We start from the raw sequence: 16,387 nt of genomic DNA, 5'->3' as shown, positions 1-16,387 counted from the left end.
TACACCGCTATCGCGTCGGTGCGTCACCACTGGTCACGCTACGCCACCAAGAGGACCTTGGGAGGCATGATGAACAACAACGAGAACCCCACCCTCACCACCCAACACCCCATCCCCTCCCCTTACTTGATCAGCAAGCTTTTCAGCCTCCGGTTCACGTCCACACCCCGTGGCGCCCGCCTCGCCCGCCGTCTCGTCGCCGTCCGGCTGGACGAGTGGGGCATCCCGTACGGGACGAGGGCGCACGACACCGTCACCCTGATCGCCGCCGAGCTCGCGGCGAACGCGGTGCGGCACGGGCACGTGGCCGGGAGGGACTTCCAGTTGCTGCTGCGGGTGACGGACGGGCCGCCGGCGGTCGTGCGGGTGGAGGTCACCGACACCCGCGCCGAGCGCGTACCGCCACGACCAGGCCGCGTCCCCGGCCCCGGCCCCGATCCCGGGCGGGAACCGGCCGACGGGGGCCGGGGGTTGCTGCTCGTCGAGGCGCTCGCCGACCGCTGGGGCTGGTGCCCGAGGCTCGGGGCGCCGGGGAAGACGGTGTGGGCGGAGTTCACCCTCACGCACCGCACGTCCCGCCCCGAAGGGGGGCCCGAACGAGCGGAGCCTGCCCGGGACCGGTCCGGCCGCTGATCGGGGTGATCTCGGCCCACGGTAAAACTGACCTGTGGGTGTCCAGGAGCGCGAACGCAAGATGTATCGGCCGCTGCGGCGGGCCGGCCTTGAGGTGATGCCGGACTCCGCGCCGGACGGCACGATGCCGTTCGTCTACGGATACGGCCCCGAGGACATCGTCGGTGGCTTCTCGCACCGGTACGAGACCCCACGGCTTGTCGAGCGCCTCAACGAGGACTGGTACGACCTGGCCGTTTCCCTTGGCCTCTTCGACCAGCGACGCGAGTTCCTCGTCCTGCTTCCGGAGGGCACCCGTACCCACGGCGCCTTCTTGCAGGAGTTGCGCGAGGGTCGCCGTGCCGCACCGGCGGTCTGGACCAGGGTGCGGCTCCTGGAACGGTGGGACATCATGGGCCGGGGTGCGGCCTCGGCGTTCCTCGGCATCCACGCGGGCCACCCGGGCTTCGGCATGATGGCGCTCGACAGCAGCGTGTACCTCTGCTGCTCGACGGGTGAGAGCGGCATCGACGTCGTCGCGGTGGGGCACCCGCACCGCTCGGAGAACATCCTGCGACAGCTGGAATGGTTCGCTTCGTGGAAGGACAACTCCGACCGCGAGCTGCAGAAGCGGACCGCCGCCTGGCTCGCGGGCCGCGCACGAAGTGCTGTCAGAGAGTGAGGGCACGCAGCGCGATCAGGGCGACCGAGGCCACGGCGAGGGCCACCGCCGGCAACGCGCCCTTGCGGTCGCGGACGCGCAGGTGGAAGGCGACCGCCCCGGCGAAGTAGAGCGTCAGGCCGATCCCGGCGGCTATGCCGAGGGGTCCCCACCGGAGTCCGGCGACCGCACCGGCCGCGCCCGCGATCTGGGCGGCGATCAGGAAGGGCATCATGCCCTGCGGCACTCCGAGGGTGGTCATCTGCTGGGTGATGTGCCGCGTCCGCAGCGACTTGGCTCCGGCTGACACCAGGAGGAGCGCCGACATGAGCGCGGTGACGACGGCGAGAGAGAGGAACATGGCTGAGACCTCGATCGTGCGAGATGCGGGCAAAGGGGCGTGCGCACCTCGACGACGTTAGGCGGCCGTCAGGTACCTCCAGGTACCCTTCGGGGCCATGAGCCTGCGGCCCGGAGTTGCCTTCCTCGTCGACTGTCCCGCTCTCCTGGCCATGGAGATCATCGCCAGCAAGTGGTCCGTGGTCACGCTCTTCGCGCTGACCCACGGCCCTTTGCGCCACGGCGAGTTGGTCGAGCTGAGCGGTGGGATCTCGCGCAAGGTCCTGACCCAGACCTTGCGCCGCCTCCAGGCCAACGGGCTCGTCGAACGGCACGCGTACGCCGAGGCGCCGCCGCGCGTGGAGTACGCCCTGACCGATCTCGGGCGGACCCTGGAGGAGCCCATCAGGATGCTCACCGCCTGGGCGCGGGAGAACGGCGAGGCGGTCGTCACCTTCCGGGAAGAGGCCGAGGCGGCCGGACCTCGTTGATCTGCCAGGCGGCGGCTCCGGTCGATCCGGGGGTTCCCGCGACGGCGAGGGCCAGTTCCGGGGGTGCCGACGGGATGCGGTAGGTGACCGGGATCCCGTCGCAGTTCTGCGTCCGCTCGGGCGCGGATCCGAGGGTGACGCGGACGGCTCCCGCACCCGCGCACGCGACCACGGCCTCGTACGCCTTGCCCTGGGTGAGGGGCGAGAGGTTGCGCGTACCCTCCCGTACCGTCGTGACGCCGGATTCGACGAACGCCTCCTCGTCCACCGACACACCCGACACGGCACTCTTCGCGCGTTCCGCGAGGGGATCGGGGGTGGGCGACGGACCCCGGGAAACCCGGTCAGTGGTCCGGGGTCTGGTCAGCCCTGCCGGACGGCCTCTGCACGGCCAGCAGGGCCATGTCATCGGCGGGCAGGCCGCCGGTGTGGCGTCTGACGTCCTTGATCACGGATCCGATCAGGCGCTTCGGGGACGAGAACGCCCTTCCGGCGAGCCGTTCGACCGGGTCGTAGAACTCCCCGTCCTCGTCCCGCGCCTCCGAGAGGCCGTCGGTGTACAGCAGGAGCATGGCGCCCGGCGGGAAGGCCCAGCTGTCCGGTGTCAGGGAGGTCGCGGTGAGCCGGGAGAGCCCCAGGGGGACGGAGAACGCCTGGGGCGACAGCTCGGAGACCGTGCCGTCCGCCGTGAGCAGCAGGGGTGGCGGGTGGCCCAGGTTGAGCGTGTGGAAGCGGTCCGCCTCGTCCGGGATCTCCACCAGGACGCACGTGGCGAAATCCTCGGCGTCGCCGTAGCCCCACCGCCGTGCGGCCTCCCGCGCGAGTGCCCGCTCCAGGTCGTCCGCGACCTCCGTCAGGGTGTCCGCCCGGTCGGCCGTCTCCCAGAAGGCCCCCAGGATGATGGAGACGGTCTCGATCGCTTCGAGCCCCTTGCCCCGGACGTCGCCGATGAGCAGCCGGGTGCCGTACGGGGTGTCCCGTGCGCCGTACAGGTCGCCGCCCACGAGGGTGTCCTGCCGGGCGGCCTCGTAGTGCGTGCCGAGGCGCAGCGCGCCGATGCGTTCCGCCGCGGCGGGCAGGACGGCCCGCTGCGCGGCCTCGGCGACGCCCCGCGCGGCCGCGACCTGGGCCTGGCTGCGTACGGCGGCCCGGTTCAGCACGACCGCCATCGCGGTCGCGAAGCCGATGGAGGTCAGCTCGGTGGCGAGGTCGTGTGCGGCCGCCGTGCCGCCCATGGTCTCGGAAAGGGCATCCATCGCGAGCGCGGCGGCCAGTCCCGCCACGCCGAAACCGAGCGTTGCCCGCCAGCCGTAGAACGGAGCGGCCATGAGGGGGGCGACGACGAAGAACGGTGTTCCGGTGAGCTGTTCGGGCGTGACGATCTGGAAGACGATGCCGACGGCCACGAGCAGCCAGGGAATGACACGCGCGAACCGCCACGCCGGCGCACCGCCTCGCGCGACGCTCCGGGGGGCTTTCGCTCGCCGCTCTGCCACGTCGACTCCGGCCTTGTCGGAACCCCGAGACACCGCTCCCACCAGGCTACTCTCGGTCGGCCCGAGCGTCCCTCCGTCCTCGGCCAAGGGATCTTCATCGGGACGCGGTGGGGGTCCTGGGTCACCCCTCGCGGCGAGCCCGCCACGCCACGCACAACAGCGGTATCACCGCCAGGAGTTCGCCCAGGCCGCCCGCCCACAGGGCCGTGCGGACTCCCGCGTACTCGCCGAGCAGGCCGCCCGCCAGCGCGCCCAGGGGCATGCAGCCCCAGACCACGAAGCGGACCGTGGCGGTGACGCGGCCGAGGAGGGGGGCCGGGGTGACGCGCTGACGGAGGGCGACCGAGGCGATCTTGAAGGTCATGAAGGCGGTCCAGCCGAGGCCCTGGAGCGCGCAGGCGAGGGCGTAGCGCCAGTCGGCGTGGAAGAACGGGAGCGCCGCCAGCCACAGGGTGCCGCTCACGACCACCGAGGCGCACATCGCGCGGGTCTCGCCGAGGCGGGCGACGGCGCGGGTGGTGAGGAGGCTGCCGAGGAGGCCGCCGAGGGCCTCCGCCGTGAAGACGAGGCCGCAGAGGAACGGGGACATGCCCAACTCCCCCGCCAGGAGCACGAGAAGCATGGACGCGCCGATGGTGCCGCAGAGGTTCGAGATCGCCGCCGTGAGGGTGAGCGCGCGCAGGAGGCGGTCGCGGAAGACGAAGCGCAGGCCCTCGGCGATCTCCTCGCGCAGCCGGGCGCCGGGGGCGCGGACCGGCTTGGGGTCGGGGCGGCGGATCCGGGAGAGGAAGAGCGCCGAGACGAGGAAGCTCGCCGCGTCGACGACGAGCGCGACCGGCGCCGTCACCGCCGCGATCAGGGCGCCGCCGACGCCGGGGCCCGCGGCGGCCGTGACGGTACGGGAGGACTCCAGGGCCACATTGGCCGCGACCAGCCGGTCCGCGTCCACGAGCCGGGGCAGCTGGCTCTGGTACGCGATGTCGAAGAAGGCCGTCAGGACGGAGAGGCCGAACCCGACCGCGTACAGCTGCGGCAGCGTGAGGACGTCGAGCCAGGCGGCGACGGGCAGGGTCGCGAGGAGGGCCGCCCGGCCCAGGTCGCCGACGATCATGACCCGGCGGCCGCGCATCCGGTCCACCCAGGCCCCGGCGGGCAGGCCGAGGAGCAGGAAGCCGAGGTACTCGCACATCACCAGCAGGCCCGCCTCGAACGGCGAGGCCCCGAGCGGGCCGATCGCGACCAGCGGGAGGGCGAGGACGGTGACGGCGGTGCCGGCCTGGCTGACGGTGTCGCCGATCCAGAGGCGGCGGAAGTCGGGCAGGCGGAGGACGTGGGGCGGGCGGGTGCGGTCGGGCGCGAGCGTGGTCATGTCGGGGAACCTCACCAGTCGCCGTCCCCGCCCACCATTGTTTTAGGCTCGACTAAAACATCATGGGGAGGGGCTGTCATGGGATCGATACGGTTCGGGGTCGACGACCTGGCGCAGCTGAGGTTCGCGGTGTCCCCGCTCCTGGAGACGGTCGCGGCCCTGCGCGCGACGGCCGACCCCGGCGGTCATGCCCTCCATCTCCCCTGGATCAAGCGGGCGTTGACCGTCGGCGAGGAGCGCACGGTCCTGGTGCCGCACCTGGCCGAGCTCGAAGCCCGCCTCCCTCCCCCGCGCTGCCCGCTCGCCGAGATCGAGGAGGAGCTGCCGCTCCTCGGCGGGCCGGACGGATCGCCGGAGCTCGCGACGGCAGTGCTCGCCTGGTGGCGGGTCGGGGTACGGCCGCACTGGGCCCGCATCAGGGCCGTACTGGAGGCCGATCTCGCCTACCGGACCCGGCAGTTGGCCGAGGACGGCATCCAGGAGGTCTTCGCGCACCTGCACCCGGCCTTGCGGTGGGCGGACGACCGGCTCGGCTGGCCCGGGGACCCGGCGGACCGGGTCGCCCTCGACGGGCGGGGGCTCACCCTCGCGCCGAGCGCGTTCGGCGCGCGCCCCGCGCTGCTGCCGGGGCGGGGCGCCACCCCGCCCTGCCTCGTCTACCCGGCGCGCGGGACCGGCACCCTGTGGGAGCGGTCCGCCGAGCCCGGCGACGGGCTCGCCCGGCTGCTCGGGCGCAGCAGGGCCGGTCTCCTGGGCCGTACGAGCACCCCGGCCACGACCACGGCCCTCGCCGCACAGACCGGCCTGACGCCCGGCGCGGTCTCGCAGCACCTCGCGGTGCTCCGCGAGACGGGCCTCGTCACCGGCCACCGGTACCGGCGCGAGGTGTACTACCGGGCGAGCGAGCTCGGCCTCGCGCTGCTCGCGGAGGGGCCGGGCTCCCCTGGGGGGCCTACGGGATCTTCATCATGACGCAGTGAGGGTCCTGGTTGTCCTCGTCGCCGACGCGGGTCCAGAACTTGAGCACCTCGCCGTCCCGCAGGGCAGTGAGGTGACCCACCACGTCGTCGTTCCTGTAGCCCTTGGCGAAGAACTCCAGCCAGAGGGCGGTGCCGCGCTTGCCGTACTCGGCCCGCCACTTGCCCCTCCCCGACCGGGGTTCCGTCCACTCGCCGGGCCCGACGCCCCACCAGTCGCCGCAGATGCCGTCGGCGACGAAGGTCCGGTCCGGGCCGAGCGTGATGCGGCCGCCCTCGGTGTCCACCCAGGTGCCCGCGACATCGGCCGGCGTCATCGGGGCGCCCACGCCCTCCGGCGGCGGCCGGGGCACCATCCAGGCGGCGCAGGACGTGAGCGAGAGCGCCAGGGCGGCGGCGGCACAGAGGACCGGGACGGTCCGGCGGGTACGCGACACACTCCACCTCCGGTACGGGGACGCGCCCGGTTCGAGGACGCGTCCGCACCCTGGCACAGGAGGTGCGCTCAACCTTTGCCGGGGTCCCGGAGTCTGAGAGGAAAAGCCGTGCCGGGAGAGAGAAGGTCGCCGTGGAAGAGGTCGTCGTCGGTGCCGTGACGTGGGTGGCGCGCGGAGCGGTGATCGCCGCCCAATGCGTCGACGTGGTCGTCGACTTCCTCCTCATCCGGGACGACACCCGGAGAGAGGCACGCAGGAAGGCCCGCAAGCAGCGGCGTCGCCGTTAGTCGCCCTCCGGGGGTGCGGCCTGCGGGCGCGGGAGCGTCAGGCAGAAGGGGTGGCCCGCCGGGTCCAGGACCACCCGCCAGCGCTCCGGCTCCGGCTGGAAGGCGGGGACGGTCGCGCCCCACTCCACGAGCCGGGCCGCCGCCTCGCCGAGGTCGTCGACGTCGAAGTCGAGGTGCAGCTGCTGCGGCACGTCCTGGCCCGGCCAGGACGGCGGCCGGTAGCCGTCGACCCGCTGGAAGCCGAGGAAGAGGCCGGAGGACCCCGGGCCCCGGGTCAGACCCGCGAACTCGCCGTCCGACTTCTCGTGGAGCGGGAGCCCCGTGGCCCGGCGGTAGAACTCCGCCAGGGCCAGGGGATCCGCGCAGTCGAGGGTGACCGCCGTCAGTCGCATCAGCATGCCCCGGAGGCTAGCGGGCGGAGTCGGCGCCGTCCTCGGGGTTTTCGGGGCGCTCCGGGCTCTCCGGGCGCTCCGGGGCGTCCTCGGAGGCCTCGGCGGCGGGCGCGGCCTTCGGCTCCCGGGCCGGGGCCGGCTGCGGGCGGCCCGTCAGAGCCGCCAGGGAGTTGCGGATGTGCTCCATGTGCGCGTGGATCTCCTCGCGCGCCTCGTCGTGCTCCCGCAGGACGCGGTCCGTCTCGCGCTCGATCCGCTCGGCCTTCATACGGGCCTCGGCGAGGATCTCCTCCGCCTTCGCCTCCGCGTCCTCCTGGCCGTGCCGGGCCTGCTCCTCGGTCGCCGCGAGGGCCCGCTGCGCCTCCGCGCGCTTCTCCTCGGCGTACGCGTCGAGCTCCTCGTGGCGGGCGTCGAGCTCGGCGGCCTTCGCCTCGGCCGCGCGCTCGGCCTCCTCCCGTACGGAGGCCTGCTGGGCCTCCTGGTCGGCGACGAGCTTCTTCGCGCGGGCCTCGGTCTCCTCGAAGACCTCCGCCGCCTTGGCGCGCTGCCGCTGCGCCTCGCGGGCCGCCTCCTTCGCCAGGGCCTCGGAGCGCTCGCGGGCCGCCGTCAGGGTCGCGCGGGCCGCCGACTTGGAGGACGTACGGACGCCGTCGGCGTAGGCGCGGGCCGACTCCTTGGCCTCGCGGGCCGCCGCGTCGGCCGCCTCCGCGAGCGCCTGCGCCTCGGCCTCCGCCGCGCGGACGAGGGTCTCGTCCTCCTGCTCGGCCATCTCCAGGATCTTGCGGGCGCGGTCGCTGAGGTTCTCGTACCGCTGCGGCGGCAGCGCCTCGACGGCCTCCCGCAGCCGGACCGCCTCCGCCGCCATGTCCTTCGCGAGGACGGTCAGCCGGGCCGCCCGCTCCCACAGCCCGTCCCGTTCCTCGGAGAGCGCGGCGAGGTAGCGGTCGACCTGCTCGGGGCGGTACCCGCGTCCCCGTCCGACTGCGAAATTCGACATCCCTGACGCCCCTTCCCTTTGGCCTCAAACGTCAAGGATGCGCCATCAGAACGGACAAAAGGCGCCCAACATGGATGCATGTCGAGCGCCTTTGGTCACATTCTGTCGGCTTGCGCCTACGGAACGATCTTCACGACCCGCCGGTCGGGCGTCAGAGCAGGCCGTCCCACATCTGCTCCAGAAGCACCGACCACCAGTTCTCTGGCGAGGACAGCGCCGCCGGGTCCAGCATCGCCAACTGCGCCTGGAAGTCGACCGTCCAACGGCCCGCCTGCTCGGGGTTGAGCCCGAACCGCAGCCGCCACATCCGGCCGAGGAGCGCCATCGAGCGCGTGAACTCCGGCAGCCCGGAGTTCACGAACTGCGGCGGCACCGACTGCCCGCCGGGACCCGCCTCCACCGGCACCGCCACGATGTGCGCCGTGCCGTACTGGACGCAGATCGCCCGGCCGAAGTCCGAACCGAGCACCAGGTACGAGCTCGCGTCCGGCGCCGCCGCGACCTGCCGCTGCGCCGCCAGCTCCGCCAGCGTCGGCACCACCGGCATCGCCGGCTGCGCCCAGAAGAACGGCCCGAAGTCCGCCGGAAGCCCCGCCCAGACCAGCGTCATCGCGACCAGCTCCGGCACGCCCTGGCGGGACACCGCGTTCTGGTCGAAGCGCAGCACGCCGGGACCGAACGCCCCGGCCAGCTCCTGCGCCACCATCTCCGGCGGAACCGGCGGGGCCGGCTGCACCTGCGGCAGCGGAGCCCGTACCGGCGCCGGACGCGCCGGACCGTCCGCGACCTGGTGCAACTCGCCCTGGTGGGTCAGCAGTTGCCGCATGCCCTGCTGACGGCCCGCGTGATCACGGCCGTACGGGGCGATGCTCGTGATGCGCGCCTGCGGCCACGTCTCGCGGATCATCCGCGCGCAGTAACCACCGGGCAGCTCGCAGGACTCCAGCTCCGTGTGGAGTTCGAGGACCTGCTGCGGCGGCACGTTCAGCGCGCGCAGCTCGTGCAGGATCTGCCACTCCGGGTGCGGCGTACCCGGCGCCGAACGCCGGATGATCTGCGCCTCGGAACCGTCGGGCGCGCGGTAGCGCAGCACGGCCTGGTAGCCGGGCCCCACCATCGGCTGCCCGGCGGGCGCCTGCGGATACCCGTACGCCGGAGGCGCGGGCGCCGGAGGCGGCGGGCCGACAGGCCCGCCGGGGCCCGGATGCGCCAGCATCGTCGCCGCGTGCGCGACCCCGCCCGGAGGCGTGCCGCCACCGGGCACACCCGGCGGCGGGGGCGGCGGCGGAGGCGCGCCGGGACCGGCGGCCTGACCCGGGTGCGCCAGCATCGTCGCGGCCTGGTGCACGGGCTGCGGCGGGGTCGGCGGAGCCGGCGGCCCGGGAGGCTGCACACCCTCCGGCCCGAGCTGCGACACCAGCTGCGTCGGTACGTACGCGGGCGCACCCCCCGGCACACCCGGCGCACCGGGCGGCGGAGGCGGCGCCACGGGCCCGCGCGCCCCCTTCGGCGGCGTCGCGGCCTTGCTCGTCGCGGCATCCGCGATGTCCCCGGCCCCCGGCGCGGAGGGCGCGGGCGGCGGAGGCGGCGGGGCGGCCACGGGAGCCGCGGGAGGCACCGCCGGCGCCTGAGCTCCCGGCGGCGGGGGCGCGGCCGGGTCGAGACGCGGAGACACGGCGGTCGGCGGCAGCGCGCTGCCACCCTTCATCAACGCGGTAGGCGCGTCGGCACCGACCAGCGGCACCGGGGTGTCCTCGTCATCCGTCCCCGACAACGGCGGCGCGAACACCGTCGCGGGCAGCGGAACAGCCCCGTCGGCACCACCGGAACTCGCGTTGGCGTCGGCCCAGGGGCTGGCAGGGGTGGGGGTGGGGGTGGGGAGCACGGGGGCGGGCTCCGGCGCGGGCGCGGGCGGCGCGACCGGGGCGGCCGGGCCAGCCGGGGCGGCCGAGGCCCCCGGGGTGCCCGGGGTGCCCGGGGTGCCCGGGGTACCCGGCGAGCCCGGGGCGGGCGAGGTACCCGGGGCGGGCGGAGTGCCCTGCGCGCCCTGGATGCCCGGGGTACCCGGGGTACCCGGGGCCTGGCCCGGGACGGGCGGAGTGACCGAGGCGGGCTGGGCCTGGCCCGGGACGGGGGCGGCGGGCGTGCCCGGCGCGGCGGGCCCAGCGGGCACGCCCGGCGCAGCGGCACTCGGCGCCGCAGGCGCGTTCAGCCCGGCAGGCGCGGCCGGCGTGCCCGGCGCCGCAGGCGCGCTCGACCCGGCAGGCGCACCCGGTGTCGCCGACGCTCCCGGCTCCTTCGGGACCCCGTCCATCGCCGTCGGCACGTATCCGTCGGCCACGGCGGGAGCGGGGGTGTCCCCCGCCGACGCCGACACCGTGTCCGCCACCGCGTCCGACGCGTCGTCCACCAGCTCCGACGCCGAACCGCCGCCCTCCTGGGACGCGTTCGGGCCCTGCGGAATGCCGATGCGGTCCGCCGCGTCCTGGAGCCATTCCGGGGGGCTCAGCAGGAACGACGTCTGGTTCAGGTCGACCCGGGCCGGCTGCGGCGGCGCCGGGGCGGCCGGGGTATCGGCCGGGGAGCCGTACTCCTCCTCGTACCGGCGGATCACCTCGCCCACCGGCAGGCCGGGCCACAGCGTCGCCTCGCCGGAGTCGCGGGCGACGACGAGCCGCTGCCGGCCGCCGTCCGAGATCGGGCCGCCCTCGCGGTCCTCCGCCCAGACGACGAAGCCCAGCTCGAACTCCCGCACCCGCACCTCGCGGTGCTGGTACGCCGGCAGGTCGCCGTTGATCCATTCCTCGGCGCGCTCCTGCGCCTGCGCGAACGTCACCACAGCCAGTTCACTCCCCTACCGGGACCACGGGCACGGCGCGCGCGAAGCCGCCGTCCACCATCAGGTTCGCCACCGTCTCCAGCTCCGGCGGATTGCCGGCGAGACGCTGGAGGAACGCGTCGAAGTCCGCGCCGCACGGCAGCAGCAGCCGCTCCACGCGCTCGGCCGTCGTCCAGCCGGCCGCCGCCTCGCCCGCGTCCCGCGCGTCGTCGTACGCGCAGAACCACACCGAACCGACGGCGGCACCGCGCACCTTCACCGCGATCAGACCGCCCTGGACGAACGCGACGCCCAGATAGTCCTTCGTGAGGTGGTCGCGCAGACACTTGTTGACGTAGACGAGGTCGTTGACCCCGGCCTCCTCCCGCACCGTGAAGAAGGGCTGGTCGACGAGGATGCCCAGCTCGGCGTCGAGCGCCGCGCCGACCGGCGCGCAGCCGCCCGCCGCCTTCAGGAAGGAGCGGTACGCGCCCGGGAGGCGGTAGCCGAGGTCCTCCTCGACGCCCTGGAGCTGGAGCTCGGAGACCGACACGGCCCCCTTGGGGAGACCGAAGTGGGCGGGGCGGGTCTCCTGGAGGGGCCGCGTGCCGCGCTTCGTGTGGTCGACGGCGGCCGTCGCCACACCGCCGTGGTGGCGGAGCAGCGCCTTCACCTCGACGGGGACCAGCTCCATGCGGCGGGTGCGCGCCACGTGGTGCCAGGTCCAGCCGTGCGGGGTCGCCACGGACGGGATCGTGTCCCACAGCTCGTGGCCGGTGGACGCCATCGCCGCGTTGGCGGAGACGTAGTCCGTGAGGCGCAGCTCGTCGACGCCGAAGCCCTCCGGCGGGTCGGCGATCTCGGCCGCCGCGCGCGCGTACGGCGAGAAGTCCGGGTGGCCGTGCTCGTCGATCCGCACCCCTCGGGGGTGGCGGGCGGCGCGGACCGGGTCCGGGAAGTGCACGACCTGCCCGGCGTAGGCCGCGTTCGGTGGCGCGGTGTCCTGACCGAGCCGACCTGTCGTCATGGCGGTTGCCCCCTGAACTGGCGTCGCTGCCTCTGCTCCTGCGAATCTCACGGATCCGCTTCTCGCGGATCCGCCCCAGCCTAAGCGCTGCCACAAGGGGCCCGGCGGCCCCGGTCCACGCCCCCGCCCGACGGTGACCAAGTGTCACGACGCCATGACAGTTGCACCATGGTTCCGACACACCGGGGGCGTCCGACACGGCCCCAGCTTCCCCATATGGCTCCCTATTTGGCAGGCTGTCCACGCAACTCGGGGGATTGCAGGAGGGGAAGACCAGCACCATGCACGCAGCACCGACACCCACGCAGGGTGATCCACGCCTCAACTGGAGCAGCACCGAGGCCACCCGCGCGCCCTCACTGCACCACCGCCGCGACGGCATCCTTCCCACCGTCGGGGCCGCGCTCTCCGTCCGCGGCGAGACCCTCACGTGCACGGCGGGCCGCGGCGACCGGCCGCCGCTCCTGCACGCCCTCGTCCAGGACTTCCTGGACACCCTCACCAGCGGGCAGCGGGAACGCTTCACCGGGCGATGTCCCGAGGCGATCCTGCTCTCCCGGCACCTCACGGCCACGGAGAACGGCCGCTCCAAGCGCGCCCAGCGCAAGCCGCTCACCTCCGGCGAGGCCCGCCGCTCCCTCAAGCACGCCAAGCTGACCGCCCGGCGCATCCGGGAGGACGGCGACCCGCTGCACGGCAGCTACGCGGCGCCCTGCCGCTCCTGCGCGGCGATGCTCGCCCACTTCGGCGTCCGTACCGTCGACCCCACCACCGCTGTCGAGAACGGCTGACCACCCGAGAACGGCTGACCATCCCCATGCCCGACCACCTGAGCACCACCCGCTTCCCGGTCAACGTCGACGCCGCCCTCCGCGAGGCCGGCTGGCAGCCCGGACGCTGGGACATCAAGCTCGCCGAGGAGTGGGCGGACGCGCTGCGCGCCCACGTCTCCCCCGCCGGGCACCGGCACAGTGTCTTCCCCGCCGCCGTCGAGGCGTGGGCGGAGTTCGGCGGCCTGCGGATCACCGCGCCGGGGAACGGCCGGCAGATAGCGCCCGCCACCCTCCGCTTCGACCCGCTCGCCGGGCTGCACCTGTCGCGGACGCTCGCGGACCTGGGGCGCGCCCTGGAGACGGAGCTCGCGCCGCTGGGCGAGGAGGGCGAACACCAGGCGGTGCTGGCGATGGACGTGGAGGGGCGGGTGTACAGCCTGGACCACGCGGGCGACTGGTACCTGGGGAAGGACATCGACACGGCGCTGTCGACCCTGGTCAACGGGGTCCAGCCGACCCGCCTGACGGCGGGCTAGGACGCCGCGCTCTCCCCGACGGGCAGCACGGCGGAGACCCGGAAGCCTCCGGCGTCCGTGGGCCCGGACACGAACACGCCGCCCAGTCGGGAGACCCGCTCCCGCATCCCGACGAGCCCGTTCCCGCCACTCGGCAGCCGTGCGTCCGAGGCGGCGGTGTCGGCGGGACAGGGCCCGTTCTCCACCTGCATGGCCACCTCGGCCTCGCGGTGCGCGAGCCGCACGACGACGGACGCGCCGACGGCGTGCTTGTGGACGTTGGTCAGCGCCTCCTGGACGACCCGGTAGGCGGTCTGCTCCACCTCGGGCGGATACGGGCGTACGACTCCGATGACGACGAGCTCGACGACGGCGCCGGCCAGCCGGGACTGCTCGCACAGGGCCTCGACGGCGTCGAGCCGGGGCCCGTCCTCGGCGGCGGCCCCCGCGGCGACCTCGGCGGCGGCGGCAGCGGCGCGGCCCACGGCGGCGAGCGGGACGGCGGCGGGAGCGGCCGGGGCGGTCTCCTCGCGCAGCACGCCCAGCATCTCCCGCAGCTCGGTGAGCGCCTGCCGCCCCATGTCGCCGACGAGGGCGGCGTTCCGCACGGCCTTCTGCGGGTCCTTCAGCGCGACGGCCTGGAGGGCGGCGGCATGGACCACCATCAGCGACACCCGATGGGCGACGACGTCGTGCATCTCGCGGGCGATCCGCGTCCGCTCCTCCTGCCGGGCCCACTGGGCGCGCTGCTCGGCACGGTCGGCGAGGAGCGACAGCTCCTGCTCCAGGCTGTCGGCCCGCTCCCGCAGGCTCTCCATGAGCCGGCGCCGGGCCCCTATGTACAGCCCGAAGAGCACGGGAGGAGCGTTGAGCCCCAGCGTCATGAACAAGCTGACGACCGGCACGTACCAACCACTCGGGTCGATGTCCGGCTGCCCGAGGTCGGCGGCGGCGATGTCCTGCCGGAGCCCGACGAAGGTCACGATGTAGACGGCGACGGTCGACATGGCGGCGAGCACGGCGGTGATCCGCCGGGGCACCTCGGACGCGGCGAGCGTGTAGAGCCCGACGACCCCCATGAGGTAGCCCATCTCGGCGGGCGCGACGGCCATCGAGACGAGCACGACGGCGATCGGCCACCGGCGCCGCAGCACGAGCACGGACCCGACGAGGATCCCGAACAGCACCCCGGCCCAGCCGGGCACGGAGGCCTTCTCGGCGAAGGTGACCCCCTCGACCGCGCACTCGACGGCGGACACGAACGCGAGCCCGACATCGAGCACGACGCTCCGCAGCCGCCCCCACCACCACCACCAACGCCCGGCACCCTTGGCGCCCTGCTCTGCCCCCGTCGTGGTCATACCCTCCACCCTACGGGCGCGCCACCGGTAGCAGCGCGGGCTATACCGTCGCACGGAGGGTGCCTGGTACGGCATAGTGGAGGCCGCCGGGGCACGGGAGTGATCAACTGTCCGTTTTGACCCTCTATACCATCCCCTGTGGTGTAATCGGCAGCACTGGGACCTTTGGAGTCCTATGTCCGGGTTCGAGTCCTGGCAGGGGAGCTGCGCGACACGGGTCCTGACCATGCCGGTCAGGACCCGCGCTCATGTCCGGAGCCCGGCCCCCCGGTATCCTTCGTGCGTCCACCACCCAAAGCCGAAGGGCATTCCGTGAGCGCCATCAGCCCGGCAGCCGTCGTCGTCCTCGCAGCGGGTGAGGGCACCCGCATGAAGTCGAAGACCCCCAAGGTCCTGCACGAGATCGCCGGGCGTTCGCTCGTCGGGCATGTCGTGTCCGCCTCCCGGGAGCTGGAGCCCGAGCACCTCGTCGTGGTCGTCGGGCACGCCCGCGAGCAGGTCAAGGGACACCTGGACGCCCACTACGCCGGTACCCGTACCGCCGTCCAGGAGGAGCAGAACGGCACCGGGCACGCCGTGCGCATGGCCCTGGAGGAGCTGGGCGCCGCGCCCGAGGGGACCGTCGTCGTGGTGTGCGGTGACACGCCGCTGCTGTCCGGGGAGACCCTCAAGGCGCTCGCCGGTACGCACGCCGCCGACGGCAACGCCGTCACCGTGCTGACCGCCGAGGTCCCGGACTCCACCGGGTACGGCCGGATCGTCCGTGACGCGGACGGGGCCGTCACCGCGATCGTCGAGCACAAGGACGCCTCCACCGAGCAGCTCGCGATCCGCGAGATCAACTCGGGCGTGTTCGCGTTCGACGGGAAGCTCCTCGCCGAGGCGATCAAGCAGCTCCGGACGGACAACAGCCAGGGCGAGGAGTACCTCACCGACGTGCTGTCGATCCTGCGCGAGGCCGGTCACCGCGTCGGCGCCTCCGTCGCCGGCGACCACCGCGAGATCCTCGGCATCAACAACCGCGTCCAGCTCGCCGAGGCCCGCGCCCTGCTGAACCAGCGTCTCCTGGAGCGCGCCATGACGGCCGGTGTGACGGTCGTGGACCCGGGGTCCGTGTTCGTCGACGTGACCGTGACCTTCGAGGCCGACGCGACGATCCTGCCGGGCACGCAGCTGCTCGGCACCACGCACGTGGCCGAGGACGCCGTCGTCGGCCCGAACACGCGCCTGACGAACACCACCGTCGCCAAGGGCGCCCGCGTGGACAACACGGTCGCGGTCGACGCCGTCGTCGGCGAGGGCGCCTCCGTGGGCCCGTTCGCGTACCTCCGTCCGGGCACGAACCTCGACACGAAGGCCAAGGCCGGCACGTTCGTCGAGATGAAGAACGCGACGATCGGCGAGGGCACCAAGGTCCCCCACCTGTCGTACGTCGGCGACGCGACCATCGGCGAGTACACGAACATCGGCGCCGCGAGCGTCTTCGTGAACTACGACGGCGAGGCCAAGCACCACACCACGATCGGCTCCCACTGCAAGACGGGCTCGGACAACATGTTTGTGGCTCCCGTCACCATCGGGGACGGCGCCTACACCGCCGCCGGGTCCGTCATCACGAAGGACGTCCCGGCCGGCGCACTGGCCGTGGCCCGGGGCCAGCAGCGGAATATCGAGGGTTGGGTGGCCCGCAAGCGGCCCGGCAGCGCCGCCGCGCAGGCCGCTCAGGCGGCCCCGGAGAACGGCTCCGGCGAGAGCTGACGAGAACCGAGCGGAAACGGTTGCGTCGAACTCGGCGTACCGTGATACGTGCACACAAATTCGGCTGGTTCGCACAT

At 73.8% G+C, this 16,387-nt stretch carries 18 protein-coding genes and 1 tRNA gene; 9 read left to right on the top strand and 10 right to left on the bottom strand.

Going from position 1 to position 16,387, the window contains the following annotated elements; all coding sequences use genetic code 11:
• Positions 1–66 precede the first annotated feature (66 nt).
• Positions 67–633, top strand: coding sequence for an ATP-binding protein (locus ACFC0Z_RS24445; RefSeq protein WP_376441703.1), 567 nt, complete (start codon positions 67–69; stop codon positions 631–633).
• Positions 634–667: 34 nt separating this feature from the next.
• Positions 668–1,294 carry a hypothetical protein gene (locus tag ACFC0Z_RS24440; RefSeq protein ID WP_376441700.1) on the top strand — a complete coding sequence of 209 codons (627 nt, stop codon included), beginning with the start codon at positions 668–670 and terminating at the stop codon, positions 1,292–1,294.
• On the opposite strand, the gene ACFC0Z_RS24435 is transcribed toward ACFC0Z_RS24440, so the two are convergent.
• The gene (locus ACFC0Z_RS24435) at positions 1,284–1,634 is read right to left on the bottom strand and encodes a DoxX family protein (protein ID WP_376441698.1); all 351 of its coding nucleotides are present in this window, start codon (positions 1,632–1,634) and stop codon (positions 1,284–1,286) included. The two genes, ACFC0Z_RS24440 and ACFC0Z_RS24435, sit on opposite strands and share 11 nt — an antisense overlap.
• Positions 1,635–1,731: 97 nt before the next feature.
• Here ACFC0Z_RS24435 and ACFC0Z_RS24430 point away from each other — a divergent pair, with 97 nt between their 5' ends.
• Complete coding sequence (locus ACFC0Z_RS24430; RefSeq protein WP_376441695.1) at positions 1,732–2,103, top strand: winged helix-turn-helix transcriptional regulator; 372 nt, start codon at positions 1,732–1,734, stop codon at positions 2,101–2,103.
• Here the strand turns inward: ACFC0Z_RS24430 and ACFC0Z_RS24425 are convergent.
• From ACFC0Z_RS24425 to ACFC0Z_RS24415, 3 genes are all read right to left on the bottom strand, one after another.
• Positions 2,063–2,377 (bottom strand): hypothetical protein, encoded by a 315-nt coding sequence (locus ACFC0Z_RS24425; RefSeq protein ID WP_376441692.1) that lies wholly within the window; start codon positions 2,375–2,377, stop codon positions 2,063–2,065. The genes ACFC0Z_RS24430 and ACFC0Z_RS24425 overlap by 41 nt on opposite strands.
• A gap of 70 nt (positions 2,378–2,447) precedes the next feature.
• The gene (locus ACFC0Z_RS24420) at positions 2,448–3,509 is read right to left on the bottom strand and encodes a PP2C family protein-serine/threonine phosphatase (protein ID WP_376441689.1); all 1,062 of its coding nucleotides are present in this window, start codon (positions 3,507–3,509) and stop codon (positions 2,448–2,450) included.
• Between the two features lie 211 nt (positions 3,510–3,720).
• Positions 3,721–4,968 (bottom strand): MFS transporter, encoded by a 1,248-nt coding sequence (locus ACFC0Z_RS24415; protein WP_376441686.1) that lies wholly within the window; start codon positions 4,966–4,968, stop codon positions 3,721–3,723.
• Between the two features lie 78 nt (positions 4,969–5,046).
• On the opposite strand from ACFC0Z_RS24415, the gene ACFC0Z_RS24410 reads away from it, so the two are divergent.
• Positions 5,047–5,940, top strand: a complete 894-nt coding sequence (locus ACFC0Z_RS24410) for an ArsR family transcriptional regulator (RefSeq protein ID WP_376441683.1) — start codon at positions 5,047–5,049, stop codon at positions 5,938–5,940.
• Here ACFC0Z_RS24410 and ACFC0Z_RS24405 read toward each other — a convergent pair.
• Complete coding sequence (locus ACFC0Z_RS24405; RefSeq protein WP_376441680.1) at positions 5,921–6,382, bottom strand: hypothetical protein; 462 nt, start codon at positions 6,380–6,382, stop codon at positions 5,921–5,923. The two genes, ACFC0Z_RS24410 and ACFC0Z_RS24405, sit on opposite strands and share 20 nt — an antisense overlap.
• A 131-nt stretch (positions 6,383–6,513) precedes the next feature.
• Between ACFC0Z_RS24405 and ACFC0Z_RS24400 the strand changes: the two genes are divergently transcribed.
• On the top strand, positions 6,514–6,669 hold the full coding sequence (locus ACFC0Z_RS24400) for a hypothetical protein (protein ID WP_376441677.1): 156 nt from the start codon (positions 6,514–6,516) through the stop codon (positions 6,667–6,669).
• Here the strand turns inward: ACFC0Z_RS24400 and ACFC0Z_RS24395 are convergent.
• The 4 genes from ACFC0Z_RS24395 to ACFC0Z_RS24380 form a co-directional block, all read right to left on the bottom strand.
• On the bottom strand, positions 6,666–7,067 hold the full coding sequence (locus ACFC0Z_RS24395) for a VOC family protein (protein WP_376441675.1): 402 nt from the start codon (positions 7,065–7,067) through the stop codon (positions 6,666–6,668). The genes ACFC0Z_RS24400 and ACFC0Z_RS24395 overlap by 4 nt on opposite strands.
• A gap of 10 nt (positions 7,068–7,077) precedes the next feature.
• The gene (locus ACFC0Z_RS24390; RefSeq protein ID WP_376441673.1) at positions 7,078–8,058 is read right to left on the bottom strand and encodes a cellulose-binding protein; all 981 of its coding nucleotides are present in this window, start codon (positions 8,056–8,058) and stop codon (positions 7,078–7,080) included.
• A gap of 151 nt (positions 8,059–8,209) precedes the next feature.
• Positions 8,210–10,897 carry an SUKH-4 family immunity protein gene (locus ACFC0Z_RS24385; RefSeq protein ID WP_376441671.1) on the bottom strand — a complete coding sequence of 896 codons (2,688 nt, stop codon included), beginning with the start codon at positions 10,895–10,897 and terminating at the stop codon, positions 8,210–8,212.
• Between the two features lie 7 nt (positions 10,898–10,904).
• Positions 10,905–11,903, bottom strand: coding sequence for an SMI1/KNR4 family protein (locus tag ACFC0Z_RS24380; protein ID WP_376441669.1), 999 nt, complete (start codon positions 11,901–11,903; stop codon positions 10,905–10,907).
• A gap of 281 nt (positions 11,904–12,184) precedes the next feature.
• Here ACFC0Z_RS24380 and ACFC0Z_RS24375 point away from each other — a divergent pair, with 281 nt between their 5' ends.
• Complete coding sequence (locus ACFC0Z_RS24375) at positions 12,185–12,694, top strand: YwqJ-related putative deaminase (RefSeq protein ID WP_376441667.1); 510 nt, start codon at positions 12,185–12,187, stop codon at positions 12,692–12,694.
• A gap of 26 nt (positions 12,695–12,720) precedes the next feature.
• Complete coding sequence (locus ACFC0Z_RS24370) at positions 12,721–13,212, top strand: SUKH-3 domain-containing protein (protein WP_376441664.1); 492 nt, start codon at positions 12,721–12,723, stop codon at positions 13,210–13,212.
• Here the strand turns inward: ACFC0Z_RS24370 and ACFC0Z_RS24365 are convergent.
• Complete coding sequence (locus tag ACFC0Z_RS24365) at positions 13,209–14,552, bottom strand: sensor histidine kinase (protein ID WP_376441662.1); 1,344 nt, start codon at positions 14,550–14,552, stop codon at positions 13,209–13,211. The genes ACFC0Z_RS24370 and ACFC0Z_RS24365 overlap by 4 nt on opposite strands.
• Before the next feature lie 132 nt (positions 14,553–14,684).
• On the opposite strand from ACFC0Z_RS24365, the gene ACFC0Z_RS24360 reads away from it, so the two are divergent.
• Both ACFC0Z_RS24360 and glmU read left to right on the top strand, forming a co-directional pair.
• A tRNA-Gln gene (locus ACFC0Z_RS24360) sits at positions 14,685–14,756 on the top strand.
• A 108-nt stretch (positions 14,757–14,864) separates the two neighbouring features.
• Positions 14,865–16,310, top strand: coding sequence for a bifunctional UDP-N-acetylglucosamine diphosphorylase/glucosamine-1-phosphate N-acetyltransferase GlmU (glmU, locus tag ACFC0Z_RS24355; RefSeq protein ID WP_376441659.1), 1,446 nt, complete (start codon positions 14,865–14,867; stop codon positions 16,308–16,310).
• The last annotated feature ends 77 nt before the right edge of the window (positions 16,311–16,387 follow it).

This window comes from Streptomyces sp. NPDC056144 (genome assembly GCF_042264145.1).
Lineage (GTDB): Bacteria > Actinomycetota > Actinomycetes > Streptomycetales > Streptomycetaceae > Streptomyces.
This window is presented reverse-complemented; position numbering and strand designations above follow the sequence as displayed.

Coding starts and splice junctions, on each gene's coding strand:
- ACFC0Z_RS24375 (WP_376441667.1), top strand. CDS start 12,185: ATGCACGCAGCACCGACACCCACGCAGGGTGATCCACGCCTCAACTGG.
- ACFC0Z_RS24410 (WP_376441683.1), top strand. CDS start 5,047: ATGGGATCGATACGGTTCGGGGTCGACGACCTGGCGCAGCTGAGGTTC.
- ACFC0Z_RS24445 (WP_376441703.1), top strand. CDS start 67: ATGATGAACAACAACGAGAACCCCACCCTCACCACCCAACACCCCATC.
- ACFC0Z_RS24395 (WP_376441675.1), bottom strand. CDS start 7,067: ATGCTGATGCGACTGACGGCGGTCACCCTCGACTGCGCGGATCCCCTG.
- ACFC0Z_RS24415 (WP_376441686.1), bottom strand. CDS start 4,968: ATGACCACGCTCGCGCCCGACCGCACCCGCCCGCCCCACGTCCTCCGC.
- ACFC0Z_RS24430 (WP_376441695.1), top strand. CDS start 1,732: ATGAGCCTGCGGCCCGGAGTTGCCTTCCTCGTCGACTGTCCCGCTCTC.
- ACFC0Z_RS24380 (WP_376441669.1), bottom strand. CDS start 11,903: ATGACGACAGGTCGGCTCGGTCAGGACACCGCGCCACCGAACGCGGCC.
- ACFC0Z_RS24435 (WP_376441698.1), bottom strand. CDS start 1,634: ATGTTCCTCTCTCTCGCCGTCGTCACCGCGCTCATGTCGGCGCTCCTC.
- ACFC0Z_RS24370 (WP_376441664.1), top strand. CDS start 12,721: ATGCCCGACCACCTGAGCACCACCCGCTTCCCGGTCAACGTCGACGCC.
- ACFC0Z_RS24390 (WP_376441673.1), bottom strand. CDS start 8,058: ATGTCGAATTTCGCAGTCGGACGGGGACGCGGGTACCGCCCCGAGCAG.
- ACFC0Z_RS24365 (WP_376441662.1), bottom strand. CDS start 14,552: ATGACCACGACGGGGGCAGAGCAGGGCGCCAAGGGTGCCGGGCGTTGG.